Source organism: Lutimaribacter pacificus (genome assembly GCF_900142185.1).
GTDB classification, from domain to species: Bacteria; Pseudomonadota; Alphaproteobacteria; order Rhodobacterales; family Rhodobacteraceae; genus Lutimaribacter; species Lutimaribacter pacificus.
Genome location: NZ_FQZZ01000010.1, coordinates 58,507 through 84,235 on the forward strand (window position 1 = coordinate 58,507; position 25,729 = coordinate 84,235).

General features: G+C 61.5%; 34 protein-coding genes and 1 pseudogene. 14 read left to right on the top strand and 21 right to left on the bottom strand.

Annotated features, from left to right (window positions below; translation table 11 throughout):
• Positions 1-7: 7 nt before the first annotated feature.
• Positions 8-652, bottom strand: a complete 645-nt coding sequence (locus F3H87_RS18930; protein ID WP_007803445.1) for a hypothetical protein — start codon at positions 650-652, stop codon at positions 8-10.
• Positions 653-761: 109 nt separating this feature from the next.
• Between F3H87_RS18930 and F3H87_RS18935 the strand changes: the two are divergent.
• The 3 genes and pseudogenes from F3H87_RS18935 to F3H87_RS18945 all read left to right on the top strand — a co-directional run.
• Positions 762-881: pseudogene (locus F3H87_RS18935) on the top strand (IS5/IS1182 family transposase); the annotation flags it as partial.
• Positions 869-1,591: a cytochrome c biogenesis CcdA family protein gene (locus tag F3H87_RS18940; RefSeq protein ID WP_007803446.1), complete on the top strand. Its 723-nt coding sequence runs from the start codon at positions 869-871 to the stop codon at positions 1,589-1,591. The pseudogene F3H87_RS18935 and the gene F3H87_RS18940, both read left to right, overlap by 13 nt.
• 193 nt (positions 1,592-1,784) lie before the next feature.
• Positions 1,785-2,450 (top strand): L,D-transpeptidase, encoded by a 666-nt coding sequence (locus F3H87_RS18945; RefSeq protein ID WP_007803448.1) that lies wholly within the window; start codon positions 1,785-1,787, stop codon positions 2,448-2,450.
• A gap of 47 nt (positions 2,451-2,497) precedes the next feature.
• On the opposite strand, the gene F3H87_RS18950 is transcribed toward F3H87_RS18945, so the two are convergent.
• Complete coding sequence (locus F3H87_RS18950) at positions 2,498-2,785, bottom strand: hypothetical protein (RefSeq protein WP_369817429.1); 288 nt, start codon at positions 2,783-2,785, stop codon at positions 2,498-2,500.
• A gap of 177 nt (positions 2,786-2,962) precedes the next feature.
• Here F3H87_RS18950 and F3H87_RS18960 point away from each other — a divergent pair, with 177 nt between their 5' ends.
• The gene (locus tag F3H87_RS18960; protein ID WP_207287124.1) at positions 2,963-5,317 is read left to right on the top strand and encodes a heavy metal translocating P-type ATPase; all 2,355 of its coding nucleotides are present in this window, start codon (positions 2,963-2,965) and stop codon (positions 5,315-5,317) included.
• Here F3H87_RS18960 and F3H87_RS18965 read toward each other — a convergent pair.
• On the bottom strand, positions 5,311-5,586 hold the full coding sequence (locus F3H87_RS18965) for a hypothetical protein (protein WP_012187175.1): 276 nt from the start codon (positions 5,584-5,586) through the stop codon (positions 5,311-5,313). The two genes, F3H87_RS18960 and F3H87_RS18965, sit on opposite strands and share 7 nt — an antisense overlap.
• A 97-nt stretch (positions 5,587-5,683) precedes the next feature.
• Here F3H87_RS18965 and mntR point away from each other — a divergent pair, with 97 nt between their 5' ends.
• A complete protein-coding gene (gene mntR / locus F3H87_RS18970) occupies positions 5,684-6,142 on the top strand; it encodes a manganese-binding transcriptional regulator MntR (RefSeq protein ID WP_008327326.1) in 459 nt (152 codons plus the stop codon).
• Between the two features lie 261 nt (positions 6,143-6,403).
• Here mntR and lnt read toward each other — a convergent pair whose 3' ends face one another.
• From lnt to F3H87_RS19025, 10 genes are read right to left on the bottom strand one after another with little or no spacing between them, the layout of a single operon-like run.
• Positions 6,404-7,975 (bottom strand): apolipoprotein N-acyltransferase, encoded by a 1,572-nt coding sequence (lnt, locus tag F3H87_RS18980; protein ID WP_149789527.1) that lies wholly within the window; start codon positions 7,973-7,975, stop codon positions 6,404-6,406.
• Complete coding sequence (gene lspA / locus F3H87_RS18985; RefSeq protein ID WP_007803461.1) at positions 7,972-8,445, bottom strand: signal peptidase II; 474 nt, start codon at positions 8,443-8,445, stop codon at positions 7,972-7,974. Before lspA ends, lnt begins: the two co-directional genes overlap by 4 nt.
• A 4-nt stretch (positions 8,446-8,449) precedes the next feature.
• Positions 8,450-9,232: a ZIP family metal transporter gene (locus tag F3H87_RS18990; RefSeq protein WP_007803463.1), complete on the bottom strand. Its 783-nt coding sequence runs from the start codon at positions 9,230-9,232 to the stop codon at positions 8,450-8,452.
• 22 nt (positions 9,233-9,254) lie between these two features.
• On the bottom strand, positions 9,255-9,713 hold the full coding sequence (locus F3H87_RS18995) for a DUF411 domain-containing protein (RefSeq protein ID WP_007803465.1): 459 nt from the start codon (positions 9,711-9,713) through the stop codon (positions 9,255-9,257).
• Positions 9,714-9,716: 3 nt separating this feature from the next.
• Positions 9,717-11,090: a M23 family metallopeptidase gene (locus F3H87_RS19000; RefSeq protein ID WP_007803467.1), complete on the bottom strand. Its 1,374-nt coding sequence runs from the start codon at positions 11,088-11,090 to the stop codon at positions 9,717-9,719.
• Entirely contained in the window at positions 11,087-11,713 is a 627-nt protein-coding gene (locus F3H87_RS19005; protein WP_007803468.1) for an SCO family protein, read from the bottom strand. The genes F3H87_RS19000 and F3H87_RS19005 overlap by 4 nt, the downstream gene beginning before the upstream one ends.
• The gene (locus F3H87_RS19010) at positions 11,713-12,183 is read right to left on the bottom strand and encodes a copper chaperone PCu(A)C (protein WP_008327335.1); all 471 of its coding nucleotides are present in this window, start codon (positions 12,181-12,183) and stop codon (positions 11,713-11,715) included. Before F3H87_RS19010 ends, F3H87_RS19005 begins: the two co-directional genes overlap by 1 nt.
• 22 nt (positions 12,184-12,205) lie before the next feature.
• Complete coding sequence (locus tag F3H87_RS19015; RefSeq protein ID WP_007803472.1) at positions 12,206-12,865, bottom strand: DsbA family protein; 660 nt, start codon at positions 12,863-12,865, stop codon at positions 12,206-12,208.
• Positions 12,862-13,284: a disulfide bond formation protein B gene (locus tag F3H87_RS19020; RefSeq protein WP_007803474.1), complete on the bottom strand. Its 423-nt coding sequence runs from the start codon at positions 13,282-13,284 to the stop codon at positions 12,862-12,864. Before F3H87_RS19020 ends, F3H87_RS19015 begins: the two co-directional genes overlap by 4 nt.
• Before the next feature lie 5 nt (positions 13,285-13,289).
• Positions 13,290-13,856 (bottom strand): SCO family protein, encoded by a 567-nt coding sequence (locus F3H87_RS19025; RefSeq protein ID WP_007803475.1) that lies wholly within the window; start codon positions 13,854-13,856, stop codon positions 13,290-13,292.
• A gap of 213 nt (positions 13,857-14,069) precedes the next feature.
• Here F3H87_RS19025 and F3H87_RS19030 point away from each other — a divergent pair, with 213 nt between their 5' ends.
• The 6 genes from F3H87_RS19030 to F3H87_RS19055 all read left to right on the top strand — a co-directional run bounded on the left by F3H87_RS19030 (position 14,070) and on the right by F3H87_RS19055 (position 18,172).
• Entirely contained in the window at positions 14,070-14,498 is a 429-nt protein-coding gene (locus tag F3H87_RS19030) for a MerR family transcriptional regulator (RefSeq protein ID WP_007803476.1), read from the top strand.
• 82 nt (positions 14,499-14,580) lie between these two features.
• Complete coding sequence (locus F3H87_RS19035; RefSeq protein WP_008327361.1) at positions 14,581-15,201, top strand: cation transporter; 621 nt, start codon at positions 14,581-14,583, stop codon at positions 15,199-15,201.
• Positions 15,202-15,270: 69 nt separating this feature from the next.
• The gene (locus tag F3H87_RS19040) at positions 15,271-15,834 is read left to right on the top strand and encodes a transglutaminase-like domain-containing protein (protein ID WP_127657309.1); all 564 of its coding nucleotides are present in this window, start codon (positions 15,271-15,273) and stop codon (positions 15,832-15,834) included.
• Positions 15,824-16,789 carry a cation diffusion facilitator family transporter gene (locus tag F3H87_RS19045; RefSeq protein ID WP_007803480.1) on the top strand — a complete coding sequence of 322 codons (966 nt, stop codon included), beginning with the start codon at positions 15,824-15,826 and terminating at the stop codon, positions 16,787-16,789. The genes F3H87_RS19040 and F3H87_RS19045 overlap by 11 nt, the downstream gene beginning before the upstream one ends.
• The gene (locus tag F3H87_RS19050; RefSeq protein ID WP_127657308.1) at positions 16,761-17,072 is read left to right on the top strand and encodes a SpoIIAA family protein; all 312 of its coding nucleotides are present in this window, start codon (positions 16,761-16,763) and stop codon (positions 17,070-17,072) included. The genes F3H87_RS19045 and F3H87_RS19050 overlap by 29 nt, the downstream gene beginning before the upstream one ends.
• A 353-nt stretch (positions 17,073-17,425) precedes the next feature.
• Positions 17,426-18,172, top strand: coding sequence for a hypothetical protein (locus tag F3H87_RS19055; RefSeq protein ID WP_223228135.1), 747 nt, complete (start codon positions 17,426-17,428; stop codon positions 18,170-18,172).
• 375 nt (positions 18,173-18,547) lie between these two features.
• On the opposite strand, the gene F3H87_RS19065 is transcribed toward F3H87_RS19055, so the two are convergent.
• The 5 genes from F3H87_RS19065 to F3H87_RS19085 are packed head-to-tail and all read right to left on the bottom strand — an operon-like array spanning position 18,548 to position 22,252.
• Positions 18,548-18,973: a rhodanese-like domain-containing protein gene (locus F3H87_RS19065; protein WP_149789526.1), complete on the bottom strand. Its 426-nt coding sequence runs from the start codon at positions 18,971-18,973 to the stop codon at positions 18,548-18,550.
• Positions 18,974-19,015: 42 nt separating this feature from the next.
• A complete protein-coding gene (locus F3H87_RS19070; protein ID WP_149789525.1) occupies positions 19,016-19,369 on the bottom strand; it encodes a DsrE/DsrF/TusD sulfur relay family protein in 354 nt (117 codons plus the stop codon).
• Positions 19,370-19,378: 9 nt separating this feature from the next.
• A complete protein-coding gene (locus F3H87_RS19075) occupies positions 19,379-20,098 on the bottom strand; it encodes a DUF1499 domain-containing protein (RefSeq protein ID WP_149789524.1) in 720 nt (239 codons plus the stop codon).
• Positions 20,091-21,401, bottom strand: coding sequence for an MFS transporter (locus tag F3H87_RS19080; protein WP_149789523.1), 1,311 nt, complete (start codon positions 21,399-21,401; stop codon positions 20,091-20,093). The genes F3H87_RS19075 and F3H87_RS19080 overlap by 8 nt, the downstream gene beginning before the upstream one ends.
• Positions 21,398-22,252, bottom strand: coding sequence for a sterol desaturase family protein (locus F3H87_RS19085; protein ID WP_149789522.1), 855 nt, complete (start codon positions 22,250-22,252; stop codon positions 21,398-21,400). Before F3H87_RS19085 ends, F3H87_RS19080 begins: the two co-directional genes overlap by 4 nt.
• Positions 22,253-22,339: 87 nt before the next feature.
• On the opposite strand from F3H87_RS19085, the gene F3H87_RS19090 reads away from it, so the two are divergent.
• Positions 22,340-23,005 (top strand): ArsR/SmtB family transcription factor, encoded by a 666-nt coding sequence (locus F3H87_RS19090; protein WP_149789521.1) that lies wholly within the window; start codon positions 22,340-22,342, stop codon positions 23,003-23,005.
• Positions 23,006-23,444: 439 nt separating this feature from the next.
• Here the strand turns inward: F3H87_RS19090 and F3H87_RS19095 are convergent, their stop codons facing one another.
• The 3 genes from F3H87_RS19095 to F3H87_RS19105 form a co-directional block, all read right to left on the bottom strand.
• Positions 23,445-23,672 carry a hypothetical protein gene (locus F3H87_RS19095; RefSeq protein ID WP_149789520.1) on the bottom strand — a complete coding sequence of 76 codons (228 nt, stop codon included), beginning with the start codon at positions 23,670-23,672 and terminating at the stop codon, positions 23,445-23,447.
• 167 nt (positions 23,673-23,839) lie between these two features.
• Complete coding sequence (locus F3H87_RS19100) at positions 23,840-24,097, bottom strand: helix-turn-helix domain-containing protein (RefSeq protein WP_037911010.1); 258 nt, start codon at positions 24,095-24,097, stop codon at positions 23,840-23,842.
• A gap of 124 nt (positions 24,098-24,221) precedes the next feature.
• Positions 24,222-24,482: a hypothetical protein gene (locus tag F3H87_RS19105; protein ID WP_149789519.1), complete on the bottom strand. Its 261-nt coding sequence runs from the start codon at positions 24,480-24,482 to the stop codon at positions 24,222-24,224.
• Between the two features lie 203 nt (positions 24,483-24,685).
• On the opposite strand from F3H87_RS19105, the gene F3H87_RS19110 reads away from it, so the two are divergent.
• Positions 24,686-25,039 carry a hypothetical protein gene (locus F3H87_RS19110; RefSeq protein ID WP_012187165.1) on the top strand — a complete coding sequence of 118 codons (354 nt, stop codon included), beginning with the start codon at positions 24,686-24,688 and terminating at the stop codon, positions 25,037-25,039.
• A 43-nt stretch (positions 25,040-25,082) separates the two neighbouring features.
• Positions 25,083-25,697: a lytic transglycosylase domain-containing protein gene (locus F3H87_RS19115; RefSeq protein WP_149789518.1), complete on the top strand. Its 615-nt coding sequence runs from the start codon at positions 25,083-25,085 to the stop codon at positions 25,695-25,697.
• Positions 25,698-25,729: the final 32 nt, after the last annotated feature.

The window sequence follows — 25,729 nt, forward strand, 5'->3', positions numbered from 1 at the left end:
CCTGCCATCACCTGGCCTGAAGAGATGCGATGCCTTGTGCGCCGATCGTGATCAGCCCGACCGACAAGGCAAACGCAGCCAGGGCAAGCAGCATCACGCCCGTGTTCATGGGCAAGCGACGTACAACCGGTCCAAGAAATTCCGACCGCCCGAAAGCCGAGACGTAGAGCGGCAACGCGCTTATCATAGTCGCATAGAGGTAAACGCCGGAGATGTTCTCGAAAAACGCCGAACGCGCAAGAGTCGGGGATACAACCGCCAAAGCGGTTGAACGATTGCCGCCGAATGACCCGAACCAGTCGGCAGATAGAACGTATATCAGCACGTGGAGACCTGGAAAGAGAAGGGCTCTGAGCAAGACATCGACCAGCACGAAAAACGCCGTGTCTCTTGAGCCCGCCTTTGGTTGCTTTGTCATAGCGAAAAGGAAAAAACTGACATAGTTGACGGCAAAAACCACGGGCAAACCGTTGGTCGCAACCTGCCTTAGTAAGCGCATGAGTGCCGGTCCGCCGGCAGCAAGAGCCGGAGCAAAGCCCGGAGCCAGTAAGACGTAGAACAACAGGACCGGCAGTAATGCAGCGAAGCTGAACAGCAGGACATTTCTAACAAACTGAGCCGCGGGCATACTGATAGAGAAAAATCTATCCATTGAAATAGCCTGCCATGTGGGCACCACTAGGTCGATGATACGGGGCGTTGTTGCACAAGTCTGACGCCTCAGGATTCCCTTCGCGAACCCATGCTGTTAGCCGCATTCCATGAGCAACCCATCTCCCGCCCGCTATCGTACGACCAACTGGTCCAGCTACAACGCATCGCTGCGCAAGCGGGGGTCCCTGCTGATCTGGGTCGACGAAGACATCACTTGGCGCGCGCCCTCACCGCCGCCCTCCTAGCCGGCACGATATCATTTCTGTCCCCCTGCGTGCTACCTCTTGTGCCAGGTTATGTCTCCTACGTAACCGGGCGCACAGCCGCTGAGGGCGGGGTGGTCGGCGCTTCGCCGTCGCGCGCGGTCTGGCTGAGCCTGTGTTTTGTCCTCGGCTTCTCCACCATCTTCATGGGACTTGGCGCATCCGCGACTGCAATGGGTCAGGCCCTGCTTCGGTGGCGGTATGAACTCAACCTCGTTGGGGGCGGCATCATCATTTTCTTCGGGCTCTTCATGATAGGAGCCGCGCGTGTTTCGGTCATGGAACGCGACTTCCGATTCAATCTCAACATCCCCGGGGGCCAACCCGCTGCGTCCTATGTCCTCGGTCTTGCCTTCGGTTTCGGCTGGACTCCGTGCATCGGCCCGATCCTCGGCGCGATCCTGACAGCCAGTGCGGCGAGTGCCACGATGGGCGAAGGTATCATGCTGCTTGCCGTCTATTCCGCCGGCCTTGGAATACCGTTTCTGATCGTGGCCGGATTCACCGACCAGATCGCGGGACGGTTGCGGGCCATCGGCCGGGTTGGCCGCCGCCTCCACCAGCTTGCGGGCATAGTGATGATCTTGATGGGGCTGGCGATGATGACAGGGCAGTTGAGCGCGCTGTCATACTGGATGCTCGACGTATTTCCGGTTCTGGGACGGATCGGATAGCTCCATTAGTAGCAGCGTCTATTGATAACAGAAAATTTTCTTGAACCTCTAGTAGCTTTAGGAGTTAAGCCACCGACAAAGAACGGCACCATGGAGCAAGTTGCCAATAACGCCTCACTCCTTCCCGGGCGAACAACACTGCGTTCGGGGTAAGGTTCGGTTTGCCGTCCAATGCGTGAACGGAGCAATCTATATGCTGACAAGACGACATTTCATCCAGACGACCACCGCGCTGTTTTCGGCATCGATATCCAGCCCGCTCCTTGCAGACACGTGGCCTACCGATGCGCAGAAGGCAGCTTGGGACGCACAGGTTACACCTCCCGGCTACGACCCGGCCACGTCCAACCCTTGGGGCCTTCACCCTCGCTTCCTGCCACAGCGGGTCCTCGCGAAGGACGGACTTGTACCCGGTGATATCCATGTCGATGCTGTTGCGCGCTATCTCTACCACATCGAAGAAGGCGGCACGGCGATGCGCTATGGCGTGGCGATCGCGCGCGGTAAACTTTACGAACCGGGCACCTATACGATCAAGCGCAAGGTCAGGTGGCCGCATTGGCAGCCGACACAAAACATGATCGACCGCGACCCAGAGCTCTACGCCGATATCGCTGACGGTATGGAACCCGGACCTGAAAACGCGCTCGGATCGCGAGCCCTCTATCTCTTCGTCGGCGACCGAGACACCTATCTAAGGATTCACGGGACACCGTATCCAAGAAGCATTGGCGGCCGTGCGAGTTCCGGCTGCGTCCGAATGGTCATGGCACACATCAATGATCTCTATCCCAACGTCGAGATTGGCTCGACGGCATTCCTGTACTCGGCGGAAGACAGCGTCACCCCGAGAAGTTGACTGGCGCATCATGTGTTACGCGTGGGCTTGACGCATCTATGGGCTGATCAGGACTGGCGCGAAGTGCAGATGGGGTTGCCACCTGCCGAGCGTAGCGGAACCAAGGTGTTTTCCACCGGACCGCTGTGTTCATACCAATAACAGCCATCCTCGGGACGAAGCCGCGCCGTGGTGAGATCCTGACCAGGCGCAGCAAGGGCAATGACGGCCTCGGGAACACTTCCCACTTCGTTGCGAGCGCCGCCGTCGTCCAGCGTTGGCACCGCGCAGCCAGCAAGCACCAATGTCGCTGCGATAATCGGCGCGTTTCGTTTCTGCATGTCTACCTCACTCATTCTGATCGCTTCGTACCGGCAAGCGTTGCTCCAACCGCGTCGTTTCAAGGGGGCGGCTAGCTTCAAGCCTCCGCAGGGCGCCTTTCTTGCTGGACGAATATCCACTTGTTGCCCTTGAAGCTCTAGTTACTGTAGGGGCTATGTCAATGTGGAATCAATGAATCCTGAGGTCAATCCATGTCTTCCGACGGCAACCGCAACGATCACGGTCATCCGGGTGATCAAGAGCATTCTGACCCAAGAGGCAACTCCTGTTGCGACGCCAGCAAGGACGTCGCGTCCACGGCGCCAGCGCCGTCTGGCGGAAGGAGCTTTCAGGTCTCCGGGCTCGATTGCGCCGAAGAGGTGGCGATCCTGAACCGGGTTGTCGGGCCGAAAGTGGGCGGAACCGAACACCTGGCATTCGACGTGATCAACGGGCGAATGACCATCCTCGATAGCGCCGAGAGGATACCAGACGACGAAGTCACGCAGTTGGTCGCAACGACCGGCATGAGCGCCAAGCCATGGGATGCCGACAACGCAGCAGAGGACCAGGCGGCGCATCTGGCACGTCAGAAGCGCTTTACCTCGTTGAGCGGCGGCTTCTGGGCGGCGGGATTCCTTTTTCACATTGTCGAGACCGGCATGGGCGGCGCGCTCGGGCTCTTTGCGGGCCATGGCGAGGTGCCTATGCCTATGGTGGAAGCAGGGATCTTCGCCGTCGCGATTCTTTTTGGCGTCTGGCTTGTCGCGCCCAAGGCCTGGTCTTCGGCGCGGAGGCTTAGCCCCGACATGAACCTGCTCATGGTGGTGGCCGTCGCGGGCGCCATCGGCCTCGGCGAGTTTTTTGAGGCCGCGACGGTCGCCTTCTTCTTCTCGCTTTCGCTTTATCTTGAGAGCTGGAGCGTGGGGCGGGCGCGTAATGCGGTTTCCGCGCTCCTCGATCTGGCGCCGCCAACGGCGCGGGTTCTTTACGACGACGGATCTGAATCCGACGTTCCGGCCGCGGCCGTGGCAGTCAATGCAAGGTTTATCGTGCGCGGCGGCGACCGGATCCCCCTCGACGGTGAGGTCGTGGACGGGGCAGGGGCCGTCGATCAGGCCCCAATTACTGGGGAAAGCGCGCTAGTGCCCAAGGAACCAGGCGACGAGGTCTATGCCGGCACGATCAACGGCGAGGGCACACTGACGGTGCGGGCGACGAAGGCCGCCTCGGACACGGTGCTCGCGAAAATCATTCGCATGGTGGGCGATGCCCATGCCCGCCGCGCGCCGGTCGAACAGTGGGTGGCCAAGTTCGCGCGCATCTACACACCCATCGTGATGGCTTTGGCGATCGCCATCGCGCTGGTGCCGCCACTGCTGCTCGGCGGCGCCTGGGACTACTGGTTCTACAATGCTCTGGTCCTTCTGGTCATCGCATGTCCTTGCGCGCTGGTCATTTCTACGCCGGTCTCCATCGTGGCAGCGCTGACCGCGTCGGCACGGGCGGGGGTGCTCATCAAGGGCGGCGCCTATGTCGAGGCGCCGGGGCGGACCACGGCACTGGCGATGGACAAGACCGGGACGATCACCATGGGCGAGCCTGAGGTGGCGGCGGTTCACCCACTGGTCGGCGTTTCCGCACGCGATCTCATGGCGCTGGCAGCAAGCCTGGAGGCGCGGTCTTCACACCCGCTGGCACGCGCCATCCTCTCGCGCGCCGAAGCCGATGGTGTTTCCGTGTCTGCCGCAGAGGACACCCGTACCGTGCCCGGGCGCGGTCTGGAAGGACGCGCCGACGGGCGCGCTATCTGGCTCGGCTCGGATCGCTTCGCCGAAGAGAAGGGGTTCGGCAATGCCATTCCGGCGGATCTGCGGGATCGGATCGAAGGGGCAGGGAGCACCCTCGTTGCCGTGGGTGACGAGACCGGCGTGACCGGCGTACTGGAGCTTCGCGACCGCATCCGCCCAGATGCAAAGGGGATCGTTGCGCGTCTGCATGCGCAGGGTGTGAAGACCATCGTGATGTTGACGGGCGACAACGAACGCACCGCGCGCGCGGTGGCAGCCGAAGTCGGCATCGACGAGGTGCGCGCCGAACTTTTGCCAGAAGACAAGGTGACGGCCATTGAGGAACTCGTCGAAAGCCACGACATGGTGGCGATGATCGGCGACGGTGTGAATGACGCACCGGCCATGGCGCGGGCGCATTATGCCATCGCCATGGGCGCTGTCGGATCGGATGCCGCGATCGAGACGGCCGACATCGCGCTGATGACCGACGACATCGGCAAGGTACCCTGGCTTATCGGCCATTCGCGCCGTGCCATGACGATCATCCACCAGAATATCGGCATATCGCTGGCGACCAAGGCGCTGTTCGTCGGGCTGACCGCGTTCGGTATGGCCTCAATGTGGGGCGCCATTGCTGCGGATGTAGGCGTGTCTCTGCTGGTGGTCGCCAACGCACTTCGGCTCCTGAACGGCCATCAGGTTGAGGCCGGGCCTTCAGGCGGAGAACCGGTGGGCGAGCAGATGGCGAAAGGAGCACTGGCGCACGGTCATTGATCCGGCGGTTTCGGTAGCTCGATATCGCTTTTGCGGTCCAGCCACGCCAGCGCCCCGACAGAGAATTCCGAACCCCGGTAGGGTTCCGTCCAGGCGGTCTCGATGTCGTCCCAGGGCAGAGGCTCGAGATTTCCAAGAAAGAGCGTCAGACGGTAGGCCGCTGCCTCGGGAAGCCAAGGCGCCTCCTTGGCCGGCGTCGCGGCGACAGGTCCGGACAGGAGGAGCGCACTTGCGAGTGTGGCGAGCAGCACTCTCATAATATTTCGCATCACCACGGCCTCCAAAGTAAAAAGTTAGACATGGCTAACTTATCTACCCGAAGCAAACAAGTTGTCAATCCCGCTGTTTCGCTGCAAAGTCCCGAGTATGACAAAGCTACAATCACAAGGGCGTGAGCCATTCGAAGCGGTCGACCGGGCTCCCGAGGCGCAGGCCGATGGCTTTGCGACCGTGCGTCAGGCACATGAAAGCGAGATGGCGGAGGATTACGTCGAACTGATCGCGGAACTGATCGAGACGCGCGGGGAGGCCAGACCGGTCGAGATCGCCGAGCGGCTTGGCGTGAAGCCGCCGACCGTGACCAAGAACATCTCGCGGCTCAAGGCTGCTGGTCTGGTCCGGCGGGAGCCATACCGCGCGATATTCCTCACCGATGCCGGGCAGGACCTCGCGGAGATCTGTCGACGCCGCCACAGGGTCGTCGTCGCCTTTCTTCTGAGCCTGGGAATCGACGAAGAGACCGCGGAACGCGATGCGGAAGGGATCGAGCATCACGTCAGCGGGACGACATTGGAGGCGTTCGAGCGACGGCTCAATCAGAAATGAGCTCGCCTAGATGCACATTCGCGCGATTCTCTATCGGGACCTCGAGCTATCAGGTCTTCAAGCCGCTGACACGTTTGCGCAATTTCGAAGCTCGCTAGCCGAGAACCCGCGACAGCACGATGGTTGCAAACGGGGCGACAAGTCCGAAGGCGATCGCAGACGCTACCGCATATTGGAGGATATCCAGGTGATTCCCCCTCCTCCGTCGTGCCAGATAGCCACCCCAGATCGCGCCTCCGATAGCGCTCACGATCACAAGCATCAGGATACCTCCGTTCCAAAATGCCGCGCATCGGGATCTCGTCCGAGCAAACTGGCCAGCCAGCCGAAGACCCAGCACCCAAAAACAAGAACCAACAAGGTCCAGTCGCCGAACCGCGCATAGGGCGTTGGAGTACGCGCGCCCGGCAGGCCGGCATCAATGGTGCCTGTTTCCCCGGTATCAAGACGCGCGACGACATTTCCATTGGCGTCGATGATCGCGGATATCCCAGTGTTGGCCGCCCGGACCACGGGAAGTCCCTCCTCGACCGCGCGCATCCGCGCGGAGGCGAGGTGCTGCTCGGGTCCGATGCTGGTTCCGAACCAGGCATCATTTGTGGCGTTGAATATCCAGTCGGGGCGGAAAAGGTCATCGACCACGTGGCCCGGAAAGATGATCTCGTAACAGATCGCCACCGCGACCAGAGGCGCGCCAGGGATCGCCAGCGTGCGCGGCCCTGGTCCCGGCGTGAAATCGCCCAACCCTTCGGTCAGCCGCTCGATGGGCAGCCAGCCTTTCAGGGGCACATATTCCCCGAACGGAACAAGATGATGTTTTGCATACCCCGTCAGAACCTCGCCGCTGCCGTCATAGGCCTGAACCGTGTTGAAATATCTGGTTCCCCCATCGCCCTCCACTCGGTCAGGCGCACCTGTCAGTAGGATCCTGCCGTCTGGCAAAGCTGCAGATATCCGCGCGCGTGCCGCAGCATCTTCGTCCAGAAAGCCGGGGAAGGCCGTTTCCGGCCAAAGCAGCAAATCGAAACGTCCGGGTTGCGCGGACAAGCCCAGGTATTTTTCCAAGGTTCGCTGGCGGCTGCCCGGTACCCACTTCTCGACTTGTGGCACATTGCCTTGGACGATGCGCAAAGCAACGTCTGTCGGCGGCACGTCCTGCCCTGACCGAAGCGCACCGCCAACCCAGAAACCCGCCGCAGCAACGGCGAAGAGCACGAGAACAGGCGCGCGTCTCTTTGGCGCCGCCACAGTCAACACACCTGGCAATATGCCGATGAAGACCGTGAGAAAGCCCAAACCGTAGCTTCCGACCCAGGCGGCGGGTTGGCGCAGGGCGGCATAGTCGACAAGGGCATAAGCGGCAAGGTTCCAGGGAAACCCTGTCAGGACATGACCCCGCAGCCATTCCGTGGCCACCCAGCAGGTTGCAAACAGCAGGCCCGCCGCAATGCCGCCGACAGCTCGGCGCTGCATGATGGCGGCAAAAAGCATCGCCGCCATGCCCGGGAAGATGGCAAGTCCGGCGGACAGACCCGCGACCGCCGGAATCGCCAGTGCGCCGAAACGTTCGGCATCGACGTAAAAGCTCTCGGCGATCCAGGAAATTCCAATCCCGAATTGGCCCAGTCCGAAAGCCCAACCGACAAGGAAAGCGCGCGAGGTTGAGATGTTCCGGAGAACGATAAAGAGCACGGAGAAGGCGACAGGGACCGCGATGAGCCAAGAAAACGGCGGAAGAGTCAAAACCGTCAATCCGCCGGCAGCAAGGGCAAGACCCATGCGCTGGAACAGGTTCAGGTCCTCACTAACGAACTGCGGCAATCCCGGCTTCATGAATCGGTCTGAAGTCGAGCGCCAACCCACGGCGCAATGAGCAGCAGCATCACGCCGCCAACCACAAAAACATCGGCCATGTTGAAGGCAGGCCAGTGCGCCGTCCCGATGTAGAAATCGAGGAAATCCGTCACCGCACGATAGCGCAGGCGGTCCAGAATATTGCCGAGTGCACCGCCGATGATCGCACCATAGGCAATGGCCTCGACCCGGCTGCTGGTACGGACCAGCATGAACGCCAGCCAGACGCAGATGCCAAGCGCCAGTAAGACAAGGCTCCACCACGGCGCGCCGCCGAGAAGCCCGAAGGTCACTCCGTCATTGCGCAGGTAGATGAGATTGAAGCCGGGAAAGACCGATACGCCGGAACTAAGAACAGTCGCATTGGACACAACGATTGCCTTCGTTGCCTGATCGACAAGAAAGGCGATCAGCGCAGCAAGCAGACCGACGAAGAGGCAAGTTCTCATCAGCTTATCCCAGCCAGACGTCGAGGAACAACATGATCACAAGACCAACGGCGAGGCCGAGCGTCGCCCTGTTCTGATGGCCGGATCGGTGGGTTTCCGGAATGATCTCGTGGCTGATGACGTAGAGCATCGCACCTGCTGCGAAGGCGAGACCCCAGGGCAGCAGCGGTTGCGAAAGACTGATAATCCCTGCGCCGAGAAGTCCACCGACGGGCTCGACGAGACCGGTCAGAGCGGCGATGCCCCAGGCGCGAAGCCTGGAATAGCCCTCGCCGAGCAACGAAACCGCCACCGCCAGACCTTCGGGGGCATTCTGTAATCCAATACCGATCGCAAGTGGCAACCCGCCCGACAAACCGTCAGCCCCGAACCCGACGCCGACGGCAAGCCCTTCGGGAAAATTGTGGATAGTGATCGCGATGATGAAAAGCCAGACGCGCCGCAGCGATGCGGCGTCGGGACCTTCCCGCCCCGTCTTGAAATGTTCATGCGGTAGCCGTTCGTTCATCAGAGCGATCGCGCCCATGCCAAGCAGGATCGCAACACATACGATGGCCGCCGGGAGAGCACCGTTGTCGAACTGTCCTTCAGCTGCGTCGAGAGCCGGGATGATCAGCGAGAAGAACGAAGCCGCGAGCATGACACCCGCCGCGAAGCCAAGCAGCAGATCGCGCGTGGCCCGGGACGGGATGCGCCCAAAAAGAACGGGGACCGCCCCGACCGCGGTCAGCGATCCGGCGGCCAGGCTTCCAAGAAAGCCAAGCGCTATGGGGGAGAGGGGTTCCAATTGTTAAGGTTCTGCCGCGAGTTCAGTCAGGAGCCGAGTAGCTGGTGTAGACCTCGGTCGATCCGTCTTCGTGGATCAGGAAGACATCGTAAGCCTCCCGGTCGTCCTCCGGTCCCATGCCGGGCGACCCGTAGGGCATTCCCGGCACCGCCAGGCCTACCGCGTCTGGCCGGTCCTCCAGCAGGCGTTGGATGTCAGCCGCCGGCACGTGGCCCTCGATCACATAGCCGTCGACCAAAGCCGTATGGCAGGAGACCATGCGCTGCGGCACGCCATTGTCGAGTTTGAAGCGCACAAGAGATCCTCCGAACATGTCCTCGCCCATCGGCGCGAAGCCATTCTCCTCGAGGTGCTTCATCCAGGACAGGCAACAGCCGCAGCCGTTTGTCTTCCGGACGTCGATCTGAATCGCCTCTGCGACGGCCTGCGCCGCAGGAAGCAAGGCAAATGCGATGGCAAGAGCGGGAGTAAATCGTTTCATGGATCAAAGCCTTTCGGTTGTCGTCTGTGCAAATTCGCTGGCGAGCCTCTCAGCAAGAAGTGAACGCGCCTCACGCAGTCGCTCAAGCGCGGCCGTGTCGTCCGCTTCACGCTCGGCCGCCTCTGCCAATCGGTCGTCAGAGAGAGGGTCGGTTGGGCGACCGTCCACCAGCACTTCGTAATGTAGGTTGGGGCCTGTCGCGGTACCCGTCGCACCGACCCGCCCGATCATATCTCCGGCCATCACGCGTTGCCCTTGTGTGAGCCCGTCCGGTACGGCGCTCAGATGCGCATAGCGCGTCAGGGTGTCGGAGCCATGAGCGATCTCGACGACCCGGCCATACCCACCGCGTCGGCCGATGAAGCTAACGCGGCCCGGCGCCGTCGCCTGTACCGGCGTGCCGCGCGCCGCCGCGAAGTCGACTCCTGTGTGCATCCGTACATTGCCGTAGACCGGATGGGTGCGGCGCCCGAACACAGAACTCAGCCGTGCACCTTCGACCGGTTGCGCAAACACGCGCAGGACTTCTCCGTCGACATAGATCGTCGCTTGGCCGCTGCCGTCGTTCGGCCAGACGATTTCATAGACCGAGCCATCGATATCCAGTGCGGCAAAGGCAAGCTCGGGCTGACCAATCCTCTTGTTCCCGTCTCGGGCCTCGCGCCAAAGGAGGCGCATCGTCTCGCCACCCGCAAGATCACGACGGAAATCCACGGTGCCGCCCAGCATCTGCGCCAGGTCCACCGCAAAACGGGCGGGGATGTCTGCCGTGTTCAGGGCGGCGAAAATCGAGCTCTCGATCACCGCCTCGCCGGCGAAAGTCACCAATTCGGGATCCGGGTCCAACACGCGGGCGGCAAGCTGTTCGCCGAAGACCGCCTCTATCCGGACACCGTCTTCGACGGCGAGCTCTACACGACGCGGGTTGTCGTCCGTTGTGGAAACCACCGTAATGATGTGACCCGGACGCAGACGGCGCAGATCGTATTCCGTGCCAATCGCCAAGGCGATTTCGGCGCGATCCGAAGCATCCAGCCCCGCATCGGAAAGGACCGCATCAAGCGTCTCGCCGGACGCAATCTCCCGCGACCAGGTGACCAGCGGGGGCTCGATAGATGGCAAGGAGGTATCAGCGGGGGAAACGGTCAGGAGCGGCCGGGGTCTGAACTCGAATGCGATATCCGCCTGGGCGAGTGTAGGGCGGACCGAATTGGTTTCGGTAATCCGAGGCGGCGCAAGCGGATTGGGAGTCCAGAGGGTCGCTTCAGCAATCGCAGGGGGCACCGGTTCTTTGGACAGAACGCCAGAGATGGCGATGGCGGTCACCGAAAATGCGCCTGCGACCGCAACGGCCGCCAAGACAGTTCTTATCTTCATGTTGCCCCCTCTACGTCTTCTGTCAGTGCGCGCTGGATCTTCGGCACCGCGAATTCTCTTTGCTCGTGATAGTCGATCATGGTGACGAGCTCACCCTCGGCATCGAACAAGAATACGCTTGCCGTATGGTTCATCGTATAGCCGCCGCCCTCAGTCGGGACGCGCTCAAATGAGGCACGAAACCCTTCTGCAGCGCGGGCAATTTGGTCTTCCGGCCCCGTCCAGCCACGAATGACCGGATGAAAATAGCCGACATATTCGGCCATGGCCTCGACCGTGTCCCGCTCCGGGTCGACCGTGATGAAGACCACGTTCATCTCTGATGCTTCGTCGCCCAGTTCCTCAAGCCAGCCGGAAATATCCGATAGGGTCGTCGGGCAGACGTCCGGGCAGTAGGTGAACCCGAAAAACACCATTGTGGGACGACCGATCAGGTTGCCAGGCCCTACCTCATTTTCCTCGTGGTCGGTCAGCCGGAACTCCATCGCCGATAGGGGCAGGGGCCGCTGCCCTTTTGGTTCAGGCGCACCGGGCCCGTCCACCCGCCACCAGCCCACGAAGAGCGTCAGGCCAAGAACGCCGGCACCGGCTGCGCCGTATAGAAGGAGCTGCCGACGTTGCATCAGCCCTCCGGTCCACGCGCGGCGATTCCGAGGATTGGGACCTCGACCGTCACCTTGCCGCCATCCGAGAAGGTCAGTGTCAGCGGGAAATTCTCGCCTTCGGTCATCGGCTCTTGCAGCTTCATGAGCATGGCGTGCAACCCGCCCGGCTCCAATGCCACGCTTTGGCCGGGCTCAATCGTGATCTCGCCTGCAGGCGCCATGGAACTGACGCCATCGGAGTTGGTTTTCGACTCATGGATCTCGGGCATCATTGCCAGCGGTGTCGCAAGTCCGGTCAGCGTAACGGCGTCTTCACCCGTGTTGCGCACGGTCATATAGGCGGCACCTGGCCTGTTGACGCCGATCGAGGCGCGGGACCACGCATTCTCGACCACGACATCCTCCGAACCGGCCAGTGCGGGGGCCGACAGCCCTGCAACCGTCAAAAGCACGGCCAATGCATTGGTATATCTCAACTTCTTCACCACTCGTTTCTCCTGCCTCCGCAAATCAGCTTTGGCTTGCCGCAACTTCCACTGCCACCAGCCTCTGCAATTCGGCCTCACCGAACGGATCGAGAGGCTTGCCGTTCACGAAGAACGTGGGCGTTTGGCGGACCCCGACTGTCTCGACATCGGCGCGGTCCTGGTTGAGCACCGCCACAACACCGGGGGCCAGCATCTGTGTCCGGGCAGCTTCGACATCCAGACCTCCGCTTGCTGCAATCTCAAGGATCAATCCGGGTGCCGGGGTCCCGTGAGACGCCCATCTGGGCTGCTCTCGCAAGACTGCCTCGAGCACAGGTTCAAACACGTCCTGCATGCGCGCCGCCTCGAGCACACGGATCGCTTCTACCGACGCCTCGCCGTGAAAAGGCGTATAGCGGATTACAACGCGCACCGCGTCTCCGTGCTCCGCCATGATATCCTCGACGACCGGATAGAAAGCGCGGCATGCCTCGCAGGCCGGGTCGAAGAATTCAACGATGGTTACGGGCGCATCCTCGGGCCCGAGGATCGGGGAATAGGGTCGGATCAGCGCGTCGGCCATTTCAGGGTCGATGGGATCGGACGCGGCAATCGGGTCGGGGCGGGTGGCATACCAGGCGGCACCGCCGAAACCGGCGACCCCGAGCGCGAGAACGGACAGGATGAGGCCGCGTCGTTTCATTTTTGTGTTTCCTTCAGTGAGAGAGCCGACAGCAGACCGATCATCGCGAAGGCGACGAGCGCCATCAAAGGAATCGGAATGCCGAAGACCAGTTGATTGTCGTCGGTACAGGATGGGCCGGTCGCCGTGCAGGGCTGGATACGCTCGGGGATAACGCCGACATAGAGGCCCAAGTGCCAAAGCGCGACGGCGGCACCGCCCAAAGCCAGCGCGATCCCGTAGCGACCCACGCGCCGATCCTGCCACCACAGCCCAAGCCCGAGGATGATGGCCAAGGGGAACATGAAGGCACGCTGGAACCAGCAGAGCACGCAAGGTGTCTGCCCCAGAACCTCGCCGATGAAGAGCACGGCAAGCGACGCGGTGAGCGCGATGATCCAGGCCAGGCCAAGGGCCGTCTCTCCGGAAAGTCGGGTCATGACGATCAGATCCTCTGTCTCAGATCGGCGAGGATCTCTTCGGCGGGCGTGCCGTAGGGCCAGGAGTCCGCGAAGCCTGCTTGCGTGTCGAAAAGGAAAAGATGCGACGTGTGACCCATCGTGTATCCGCCCGGCGCAGTCGCCTGCTCGATCCGCTCAAAGAATATCGGAAAGGTTTCGGATGTCGCGGCGATCTGCTCTGGTGTACCGGTCAGCCCGATGATCCCTGCGTCGAACAGGGGCACATACTCGGCAAGTGCAGTCGGCGTATCCCGCTCCGGATCAATCGTTATGAAAATCGGCTGAACCATTGCTGCCTCATCGCCCAGGCCCTCCATCACGGCCGCGACTTCGGACAGTGTTGTCGGACAGACGTCGGGGCAATTGGTGAAGCCAAAGAAGACCAGCATCCAGCGCCCTGCGAAATCTTCGTCCGTTTGGACCATGCCGCGATGATCGGTCAGTTCGAAATCAGCAAGAAACGGTGGTTCACTCTCGGTGCGGGCAAGATCGGCACGGTAGTCGGACCATAGCAACAGCCAGATGAAAACGAACGCCGCCGCGCCCGCCAACACCCACAATACCTTCTGAAGACCTGAAAGCCTCACGCCGCTCCGCCCGAACCTGATTCTATATTTTGTGTGCGTTTACATCCTCTAGCTACTGTAGGTTCAAGCGTGATTGTCATCGATCGGCCAACAATCACCGATCTGTGAAACTCGGGTGAAGCTTGTGATGCGCACCGCATAAAGCTACACCCACTGTAGGTAATGTGGGGAGCGGAAATGCTGACGATTGGGACGCTGGCGAAGAAGACCGGAACAAAGGTGCAGACCATCCGGTATTACGAGCAGATCGGACTTATGCCTGAGCCCGGCAGGACCGAGGGGGGCCAACGACGCTATGGCGACGCCGAACTCGACCGCTTGTCATTCGTCCGGCACGCACGGCAACTGGGGTTCTCGTTGGACGCGATCCGTGAGCTCCTCGATCTCAGCGATCATCCGGGAAAGTCCTGCGCTGAGGCGGATGCAATAGCCCGTCGGCAACTCAAACAGGTCGAGCAACGATTGGCGCGGCTCGAGGCGCTGCGGACGGAATTGAAGCGGATGGTGCATGAGTGCAGCGGCGGACAGACTTCTGATTGCCGTGTGCTCGAGGTACTGCGCGACCATTCCGAATGCCTGACCGACCATGAAGAGATCGGCGCCTGAGCAATTTCGACGACCTTTGATCGGAACGCAAAAAGCCCGGTGTTAGTTACTCATTGGCAATTCACTAATTTGGATACCCGGCATGGCGGAGCAGAGAAACGCAACGGAAAGACGCACACTCTGGATCGTGCTGGGTCTCAACATCGGGCTGGCAGTCGCTTTCTTCGCCTCGGGCGCATTCGGCGAGTCAAGCGCGCTTATCGCCAATGGCCTCGACAATCTGTCGGACAGTTTCGTCTACGCGATCAGCCTCTTCGCGCTGTCCCGCTCCGCCAAGTGGAAGCGCGGAGCGGCGAACGTTTCGGGCGGCCTGCTGATCCTCTTCGCCCTTGGAATCCTGTATGACGCGTGGCGCCGCTACGTCGGCGGATCGGATCCTCTTGGCACGATCATGATTGTCATGGCGCTGGTAGCGGCGGCCATCAACGCACTTTGCGTCTGGCTGCTGGCACGGCTTCGCGATCCAGACGTAAACATCCGAGCGGCGAATACGTTCAGCTGGAACGACTTCGCGGCCAATCTCGGAATCGTCGTCGCAGGCGGGCTCGTAGCCTGGCTCGGAACGAATTGGCCGGACCTTGTCGTGGGCGTGATTGTCGCCGGCATCGCGGCCTGGGGTGGCGTCGGAATCCTGAGAGACGCGCATGGTGAACACCACAAGGCGGTGCACAATGACGATCAGGTAACCAAGGACTCGGCCTGAAATCGGGGCTTGAAGCTACAGTGACTGTAGCAACTACATATTCTCGTGAACGATTCGAGGAGGTATCCCGTGAACCCCGCCGACCCTCATTTGGCCAAAACCCGGCTGCTGGATTTTGACGCGACCTCAATTGCAAAACTGATCGAGGAGCGCGGCTGGGCAGACCTTCCCAGCGACGACCGAATTGGGGCCATCTACGATTTCGTCAGGAACGAGATTACCTTCGGCTACAACCGCGCCGACGACATTCCGGCGTCCGAGGTCCTCGCAGATGGCCACGGGCAGTGCAACACCAAGGGCACGCTCCTCATGGCCCTGCTGCGTGGCGTGGGAGTTCGCTGCCGACTGCACGGGTTCACAATCCACAAGGCGCTTCAGAGAGGCGTCGTTCCGGAACTCGTCTATCCCCTCGCGCCGTCCGAAATCCTCCACTCCTGGGTAGAGGTGGACTTGGGCGACGGATGGGTCAATCACCGCCAGAACTTCGGATTTGTGCGCGACTTGCTCTATCGCCACGTCATCCGTCACTGGATGAATGCCAGGGTTCGCCGCATCCGCCGCGGAATCTTGCCGCCGGTCCCCGGATTCGATCGGCCGAACCGCCGCCATGAGGAGACGAACCGTGCCGCATGATCACGGCCACGCCCACATCGATCCTCAATCCGGTGATCGTCGCGTCTCCATCGCCATCTGGGCCAACGGCCTCCTGACGGTCGCGCAGATCGTCGGCGGGATCCTTTCCGGCAGCCTCGCGCTGATCGCGGATGCCCTCCACAATTTCTCGGACATGGCGTCGCTGGTGATCGCCTTCTTCGCGCGTAAGATCGCTCGCCGCCCGGCGGACAAGCGCATGACCTTCGGCTATGGGCGGGTAGAAATCGTCGCAGCGCTCATCAACTACACGACACTTATCCTGATCGGCTTCTACCTGATCTACGAGGGTGGTATGCGCATGATCGACCCACCAGAGGTACAGGGCTGGACGGTGGTGATCCTGGGCGGTGTGGCACTGGTCGTCGACACGTTGACGGCGCTGCTCACCTATTCGATGCAGAAAGGCAGCGTGAACATCCGTGCGCTCTTCCTGCACAACCTATCGGACGCTTTGGCCTCCGTGGCGGTCATCATCGGCGGCTCGCTCATCCTCCTCTACAACATGCGGTGGGTCGACCCGGCGATCACCATCGGCATCGCTCTCTACATCCTCTACCTCGCATTTACCGAGATCGGCGGTCCGATTCGGACGCTGATGCTCGGCAGTCCACCGGACATCGATAATGAAACCGTCGTTCAGGCGATGCGGGGTGTGGATGGTGTCGCGGACGTTCATCACGTGCATCTGTGGCAGATGCAGGAGCACGAGGCGGCTCTGGACTGCCACGTCGTGCTGACAGCGGACGGCTGGGGTCAAATCGAAAAGATCAAGGCCGCGATCAAGGACCGGCTGAAGGACGATTTCAGCATCGGTCATTCGAGTCTGGAATTTGAGCACGAAGACCGCGCACACGAAAACGCTGACCTTTACGGTCACGGCAAACCGGAAAAAGAGGAGGAAAACCATGTTCACCGAGACACTGACAGCTCATGACGACACGATTGGCCTCGCCTGCGAGGGCAAGCTCAGCGAAAGCGACCTGAAACGGATGCACGCCCTGCTTCATGAGCGCCTGCAAGAGACAAGTAAGCCCGGCCTGGTTCTCGATCTCACGAGGTTCGAAGGCTACGATGGGCCGTCCGCTCTGCTCGAAGATCTGAAAATCGACACAGCCCATAGGAATGACTTCCGCCGCGTCTCTGTGGTGGGCGAAGGGGCTTTGTTGGAGTGGGGAACCAGGTTCGCCGACGTGCTGACCACGGCAGAACTCCGTTAGTTCGACCCGGCGGAAATGAAGGCGGCAATCGCCTGGGCAAGTGAAAGGTAGAGTAGCTTTCAATCAGATGCCTTCGCAGAAGACAGCATCTGTTCGAAACCATAAACAAAAGAACTACAGCAGTTGCGAGACCCAAGAGCAATCCGAAAGTTCTGAACATGGTCGCTCCTTTCGCAAAGGAGTAACTTTGGTACGGTGGCACTGCCCTTGCCGGGGCATTATCAAATCGTAATGTTTTAGCGGCTCAGGGCGCCAGTTGGTTAACATAAACTTCATTATGCGACTTTATACTTAGTGTTGCGATAGTATATTATCGTATGTATGCTGAAATCCTGTCACGGAGGTCCCTCAGCATGCGCCATTCAGTCAAGAAGCTCCTCCCCTCGATCGCAGTCGCTTTGGCTGTGACAGGTCTTTCGCTTCCGGCACCCGCCCGCGCGCAGACATACCCGATCGATTGCGCGATCCTCCTGTGCCTGTCTGGCGGCTGGCCTGCTTCCGTCCCTTGCGCACGAGCGCGCGCCGAATTCATCCGGCGGATTACGCCTTGGCCAGTGGAACCGCCGCTGCAGATCTGGCGCTGTCCCATGGGCGCGTCCTATGAGACCTCTCCTTCATCAAACAGTGCAGACCGCATCTTTGAAGCGTTGTTCCAAAACGAAAGCACAGCGCCGCGACAATCTTTTCCAGCGCGCGATACCGCTGACCCAATTGCAGCTGCTTGGCGCAGCACAGAAGCCCCAGACTACCTTGTTCCCGCCGACCAGGCACTCCGGCTCGTTCAGGATCGCGCGGACATCGATATCAGCGGACCTGAGTTCAACTTCGTCCGGTCTATCCGGGTCTTTGATGTTCGTTATGCGCGGCAGCATGAATCCGGTCGTGACGGTGACTGCAATCGCAGCGCGACCGTGGTCTTGGGCACTTACGGGACCCAAGGCGATTTCTCATGGCAACGATCTTCCATAACTGCCCTGCCCGAGGCTCATGTAGGACTTGAACGTTGGGGCCAGAATTGCCCGGGTATCTATCACCGATCTGTCTTCGTCGATTGGCGCGACTATGAGGGCAACTACGGCTTCGAACAGGTGAACTACTAGCGCTGACAATGACAGCGGTGCCGTCATAATGCGGAAGTTTTAGCATGCTCGGTTATTCAAATACCTTCCGTTCGCGATGTCGGTGGCAAGGTCCGGAGAGCGTCCAGTCCTCCAAAGAATGATGTTATTCGCTAGATAGGTTACTTGACTGGGGGGTAGGAGGCGGTCGGCCTTCATTCTGCCTTCGCAACTGGCCATGCAGACTTCGACCTTGGCCAAACCGCTTGAGGCTCATGTCGCGCGAAGCTCGCTCCCAAATTCTTCGCTGGCTTCATGAGCGACCAGTGCTCTCGTGACCGTAAAGGGCTGCATTCGCGTGGGCGTTCTCCTCGTGTTCGAATTCTAGGCTGGAATGGGTGATGCCGAAGCGATCGCTCAGGGCCGGTAGGCGGCATCCTGCTGCCAGCCGGTGAAACCCGACTGCATGACGACGACGTTCGAGCGCCCCGCCACGCGCAGCGCGAAGGCGGCCTGGGCCGACAGGCTGCCGGTGTTGCAGAACAGGATCGTCATGCGGTCCTCGGGGATCTCATCGATCCGGTCGAGCACTTCGCGCCATTCGATGTTGACGGCGCGCGGGATGGTGCCTTCCTCGAACTGGCCCGCATCGCGGGTGTCCACGAAGAGCGCCGTCTCGAAGACGGTCTGGTCGATCTGCTGGGGCAGGATGATGCCGGCTTCATACTCCGAGAACATCATGTATTCCTGCATGGCGTCGATGGCGGCGTCCTGCGCCAGCACCGGCGCCGTCTGGACGGCGAGCGCGACGGTCGCAGCCGCCACAAGGTGTTTCAGGGTCATCCGGGGTTTCCTCCTTTTCGGATTTCTGTTCGTTGGCCGGCCTCAGAACACCAGCACCTTGTCGGCGGCGAGTGTCGCCTGCGCGAGCTCGTCCATGGTGGATCGGCTCGCCCCCTCGATCACATCGGCCTCCGTCAGGCCGCGCGCGTCCATGCAGGTGCCGCACATCAGGACGCGTCCCTTTGCCGTCAGAACCCGGCGGAGCATGCGCTCGATGTTGTAGTAGCCCTCGGGCGTCTTCTGCCCCGCCTTGGCGCAGAGCACCGCGTCCGCCATCAGAAAGACGGTCACTTCCGCCTCGGGATCATTCCGCTCGAGCGCGTGGGCCATGCGCAGACCGTTGTAGCTGCGCTCGGTGCCGTAGGGTGGGTCGTTGAGCAGGATCAGGTGTTTCATCGTGAGTTCTCAGGTCCGGGCGCGTTTCTGCAGGTCGGTGAGGAAGGCTTCGATACGCCGGGCGTTGGCACCGCGGTCGATCTGGCCGAGGCGCGAACGAGAGCGCATGTCGACGCGGGTCCCGGTGTCGGTTTCCGTCACCCGGATCGCCACCTCGTCCTCGAAGCCGAAGAGACGGCTCCGGGCGATGGCCTCGATCTGGCTTTCGGCGGGGTCCGCCGACAGAACCTCCCAGCCGCGCTCTTCCACGAGGCCGAGTGCCGCCGCGAAGGCTTCGTCCGGGGCGAGAGACAGATCCAGCGAGCGGACATCCGGATAGGCAGCGCGTTGCGGCTCGGCGTTCTGCGCCGGGTAGTCGCTGGGCGTCGCGGTGAACCAGAACACCGGCGGATCCTCAGTGTCGGTCGAGATGTCGTTGATCGGCGGCGTGGTCCGCGCGGCGATCTCAAAGGCCGCGCCAAGGCCCGCGACGGGCAGCGACAGGATCAGCGCGACGAGAACGGCAGCGACACCGCCACGCCGGCGTCGGAGCCAGGCCACCAGTCCAATCAGGGCCACAACGATCCCTGCGCCCGCCGTCCAGGCGCCCCAACCGGCCAGGTCGTAGGCTTGCGGCCAGGGCCAGTCGGCGGTGCGGAACCCCCAGACCGCGATTGCCAGAAGCGCAAGGGAGGCAAGCCCCAGCAGGATGGAAAGAAAGCCCAGGCGGCGAGCAAGCGTGTCAGACATGAGTTGGCTCCGATGGATCGGCGGGGTTCAGCCGCGGGTGGGTTTCCTCGGAGAACCAGAATAGCAGACCGCCGGAGATGAGCATTGAGACGGCCACGAACCAGAACGCGGCGTCCGCCGCGCCAGTCAGGGTGGCGGCAAGGCCCAGCCCGAGCGCACCGATCGCATAGCCAAGGTCACGCCAGAAGCGGTAGATGCCGATGGCCGAGCCACGCCATGCAGGCGGCGTGATATCGGCCACCGCCGCCGAGAGGTTCGGGTAGAGCAGCGCCATGCCGAAGCCTGCCACGCCCGCCGAGACCGACCACCAGAGCGCGCCAGTGCCCATGACCACCATCGCCACGCCTGCGCCGCAGATCCACATGCCGAGCACGTTGGGCCAGAACCGGCCGACCTTGTCCGAGAGCCGCCCGGTGACCAGTTGCGAGCCGCCCCAGACGAAGCCGTAGGTGCCGACGATCCATCCGACCTCGGTAAGGCTGGTGCCGCGGCTCACGAGGAAGACAGGGAAGAGCGCCCAGACCAGCGCGTCGACGAACTTCTCGACGAGCCCGGCCTGCGAGATTGCGAACAACCGCCGGTCCCGCCAGCTCATCAGCGCAAAGATCTCGCCCGTCGTGGGGTGCTCTGATACGCCGCGCGGGTAACGCGGCAGTGATTTCGGGGGCGCGGCCTTGTGCGCGGCAGTTTCTGCCTTCGCCCATGGCAGCGTGTCCTTGACCCAGACAACCGTCAGGACGAGCGCCAGCAGGACCACCGCCATGCCGAAGACCAGGAGACCCGTCCGCGCGCCCAAGGCTTCGGCGGCATAGGCGGTCAGGATACCGGCGAGCGCGACCCCGACATAGCCCGAGAACTCGTTCAGCCCCATGGTGAGACCGCGTTCCTCGGCGCGCGTGATGTCGAGTTTCGCGGTCTGAGTCATCGACCAGCAGAGCCCCTGGTTCACCCCGAGGAGAACGGTGGCGGCCACGATCCAGCTCCAATCGGGCGCGGCCCAGATCATCACCGGGATAGGAAGCGCCACGACCCAGCCCCAGAACAACACGCGCTTGCGGCCGATCCGCTCGGACCAGCGACCGGCGACGAAGTTCATGACCGCCTTCACCGCGCCGAAGGCCACGACGAAGGAGGCCAGCAGAAGAAACGAGCCATGCTCCAGCCCGAACTCGCTTTCCGCCAGAGCCGGGACGACCGTCCGCGTCATGCCGATGGCAAACCCCACCAGCGTCACCTGGATCAGTTGGTGGGCGACCTGGCCCCGGTTCTCGCGGATGCCGCTTTGGAGGCTGACGACCGTCATTCGGTGGAATCCCTGGTGGTGCCGCGCGGGTCGAGTGCATGGCCACTCGCAGGCCCACGCAGCGGCTGGATCAGCATGCGGTCGATCCAGAGATCGCGCCGCGTGCGGAACTGTTCGATCCCGATCTGCATCCCTTCATGGCCCTTCGCGGGCTGGGCGACATAGGTGCCGAGCAGCCGGTCCCACCATGGCAGGTTGAAACCGTAGTTCGAATTGGTCTCGCGCGGATCGACGGAGTGGTGGACGCGGTGCATATCCGGCGTGACCACGAAGAGCCGCAGCCAGCGATCGACCGGGCGCGGAAGGTCGATGTTGGCGTGGTTGAACAGCGCGGTCGCGTTTAGGATTACCTCGAACAGCAGGACCGCGACGGCTGGCGGACCCAGTGCCGCGACCACCGCAAGCTTGATCCCCATCGAGATCAGGATCTCCACGGGATGGAACCGCAAGCCCGTCGTCGCGTCGAAGTCGAGATCCGCATGATGCATCCGGTGCATCCGCCAGAGCCCCGGCACAGCATGGAACATGACGTGCTGGAGATAGATCGCGAGATCGAGCAACAGCATCGAGGCGACGATGGCGAGCCAGACCGGGGCGTCGATGTTGTTGAACAACCCCCAGCCGCGCTCCTCCGCCATCGTGGCGAGTCCGACTGCGAGGATCGGGAAGCTGAGCCGCAGGATAACCGTGTCGAGCACCACGAGCGCGATGTTGTTCGTCCAGCGGATGACGCGCGGGATCTCGCGCCGTCGGCGCGGCGCCGCCACCTCCCACAGCGCCATGGCCACCAGGATGCCGAGAAAGGTGGCAAGGCGAATGGTTGGTTCAGCGGCGAGGATGGTCTCGGACATGGGATCTGGACTTCGGACTTGTGGGGCGCGATGGAATCGCTATCATTCAATCAATCACTTGAATGATCTATCGTCTGGAGCGCGTCCTTGTCAATCAGCCCGAAACTGGCCCTGCTCGAAGAATATGCCCTCGTTGCGCGCGCCCTCTCGGCGCCCGCACGGCTCATGATCCTCGAGCAGCTCGCGCAGGGGGAGCGTGGCGTGGAGGCGCTGGCGGAAAAGACGGGCCTCACCATCGCCAACTGCTCGCAGCATCTCCAGCAGCTGCGCCGCGCTGGTCTGGTCACAAGCCGGCGCGAGGGCAAGGCGGTGATCTACCGGCTGACCGACGCAAAGACGCTGGACCTCATGGACCTTCTGCGTATCGTCGCCGAGCGCAACCTGGCGCAGGTCGAGCGCATCCTCCGTGGCCTCTCGGGCGGCGAGGACGCCCCCGAACCCGTGAGTCGAACGGACCTCGCCGCGCGGCTTGCCGAAGGCTCCGTCACCGTGCTCGACGTGAGGCCGGCAGACGAATTCGCCGCGGGCCATATTCCAGGCGCGCTAAACGCGACCCTGGCGCAACTGGAGCAGATCCTCCCCACGCTCGCACCGGACGCCGAGATCGTCGCCTATTGCCGCGGCCCCTACTGCGTCTATGCCCATCAGGCCGTCGCCACCTTGCGCCGGTATGGTCTCAACGCCCGCCGGCTCGACGGGGGACTGCCGGAGTGGCGCGAAGATGGAAGGCCCGTGCTCATCGACGCGGGCTAAGTGTCCCTGTGCTTGGGCAAGTCCGCACCTGGTCGCGCCCAATCCACCCCACGGCTTGCCGTTTACGTAGACACGTTAGGAGCGAGCGCGAAGGAGAAGCCAATCCGTTCGCTGGCGGGCCAAGCTTTTTGGCGAGACCGGCTTACGACCGCAGATTGCGAAAGAGTGCGACGGGACACGAAATCGCACGATCAGAATGTGAATCGCACACGAACCCTCTCAAGCGATTGAATTTCTGACAACATCACCACCATTCATCACTGGACCACCGCTAAGAGCGTCTTCGAATGGCCGCTGCTTCAAGGTTATCAGATCTTGGTGCATTCTGCAGCATCCGTCACTCTTGGCCCCCTTCGAGACCTTCGCTGCCATCAGCTCCAATATCCGGTATGCTGGCTGACCTTCTCCATCAATATGAGCTGGCGACTACCTGAGAAGCCTACCCGCCGCCGCCTCGTCCGATCCGCGTGAGCGCGTCGAAGTTAATTTCTAGTTTCTGTTCCGTACTCAGATCTGGCCGGGTTTCCAATACCGGCTGAGGCCCGCCGACGTCCCACATCACCGCATGCGCGCCTGTGGTCCAGCGATACACCCACCCAACAATGCTGTACCCATCGGTCCCGATCAGATTGGCGATCGCGACGCCCTCACCTTTATCATCGTTCACTGTTTACTGACTTTCTGCACTGTGGCGCTGAATTTGCGGCATGGTGTCGTAAGGCGCTTACTCGCGCCGCAGGCCGCAAATGTTAGATGTTGGCTAACTGCTCTTCCTTGAGGAGCTCACTTCACATGGGGACGCACGAAGCGGCGCGTCCAAAAATTTCTTTGCTTTCAAATCTTGTGGTCGGGCTCCGTGGCGGCTTCGACGATCGCCAGGACTTCATTTTTGTCAAAGCCAATGACCCTCGCCAGAACCGTGAACTCCACGACGTCGATACGACGCTCGCCGCTTTCGAGACGCGCCACAAATGACTGGTGGCGTTTGAGCTTGGCCGCCAACTGCTGCTGGCTGAGACCCGCATTCTGACGTGCATCAACCAACGCACGGACGAGCGCCAACTGGCCATTTGTTCTGATTGTTTTCGCCACGCGTCACATACCTTTTGTGACGTCGCTAGCGGATGAAATCTGTTATCTAAAAAGTAGATATTTGAGGGTGTTATCGGCGTCTGGTTTCCAAGGGCTGCAAGTCTGGTGCACGCCCAATCGCCCATCAATCCCCCACCAGTTCCAGAAACCGACCGTAGTCCTGACTGACTTCGCGGGCTTCCTCGAAAGCGCGTGCACGCTCCTGCTCGAGGCAGCGGAAGTAGTCCTGAATGTCGGTGATGTAGACCTCAAAGTCCCGCCGGATGATGTCGGCATAATCCCTGGCCGCTTGCGAATCGCTTGGCATGAAGGGCCGGACCGGAGCGAGACAGGATTCTGCTTGGCTTGCCACTGGTGCGAGCATCAGGAAGGCCACAGACTGCATGCCCACCCATCGGCTCAACCGCAGGTTTCTGAAACCCCTATTTTCCTTGATAGACGCCAATGGCCGTGCCTAGAGTTTGAGTAACCGAGATACAGCCGTATCTGCCGCATTATATCTTGCGGTTAATAGTATACTATCGTAACTCTGGGCTTCAAGTGGGAATGCCCGGGCGTTGCGCGTTTGAAGAAAGCGTGAGCCGGGCCATGAACTGGGACATCGAAGCACCAAATGTGGTTACGGAAGCACGTTTCCGCGAACTCGTGGAAAGCGGCTATAGCGCTGAAATCCTGTGCCAGGAGTCGGCACACAAGAAGGGCCCGAGTTATTACGGGGTCTGGATCATGCGTGTCGTCTCTGACGAAGGCGTGGAGAAGCTGCTGGTCACGGCCCGTACCCGAACGACCTATAACGACATCAAGATTCGCGAGTTCAAGACCATCACGGGCGTGGTGTCCTTCCTTATTGGGATCGGTTTCTCCCATGCCGATGTCCCGCTCGAGGAAGGCCAGCGAACGACGCACAAGCTGGCTGCAACCGACAAGGGCGGCAGCAAGTAGCCTTCTTCTTTTCTGGTATCTCGCGGGTCCCGCCTCCGCACAGATGGTGCTGGTCATGGAGAGCGACGGCTCTCTGACCCCATCCCGCTCCCAGGACAGCTTTGCCCGCAATTACAATGACGGCATTGGACAAGGTTCAGCGGCCGATGATCTGGCAATCTTTGGCGAACGGGATGGTGAGCCAGACGACATCCAATTGGCAGCCCTCTCACAGCCTGCGCCCCTACCCCGCGCCGATATCCTCACGGCCATCGAGGCCACCGCCTTTCGCTATGCCAGGCATCCCGGGCTACGCGGCGCGGAGCTCTCGGTTCGCGATTGGCTAACCCTCTACCGGGCCAATATCGAGGTGGAGAGCGCCTACCGGCAGGATGCGGTCTCGAGTGCAGGCGCCATTGGCCTTGGTCAATTGATGCCAGCGACGGCGCGCGACCTCGGCGTCGACCCGCGTGATCCCCTTCAGAACCTCGACGGGTCCGCCCGCTACCTCGCGATGATGCTGGAGGCATTCGGCGATCCGCGGCTCGCGCTCGCAGCCTACAACGCCGGACCGGATGCGGTCCGCCAGTACGGCGGCATTCCCCCCTACAGAGAAACCCAGAACCACGTGGCCCGTGTCATGGCCGTCGTGGCCCGATTGGAAGGATCAAATTCATGATGTCCCAACCTTTTTGGAAATCATTCCTCAAA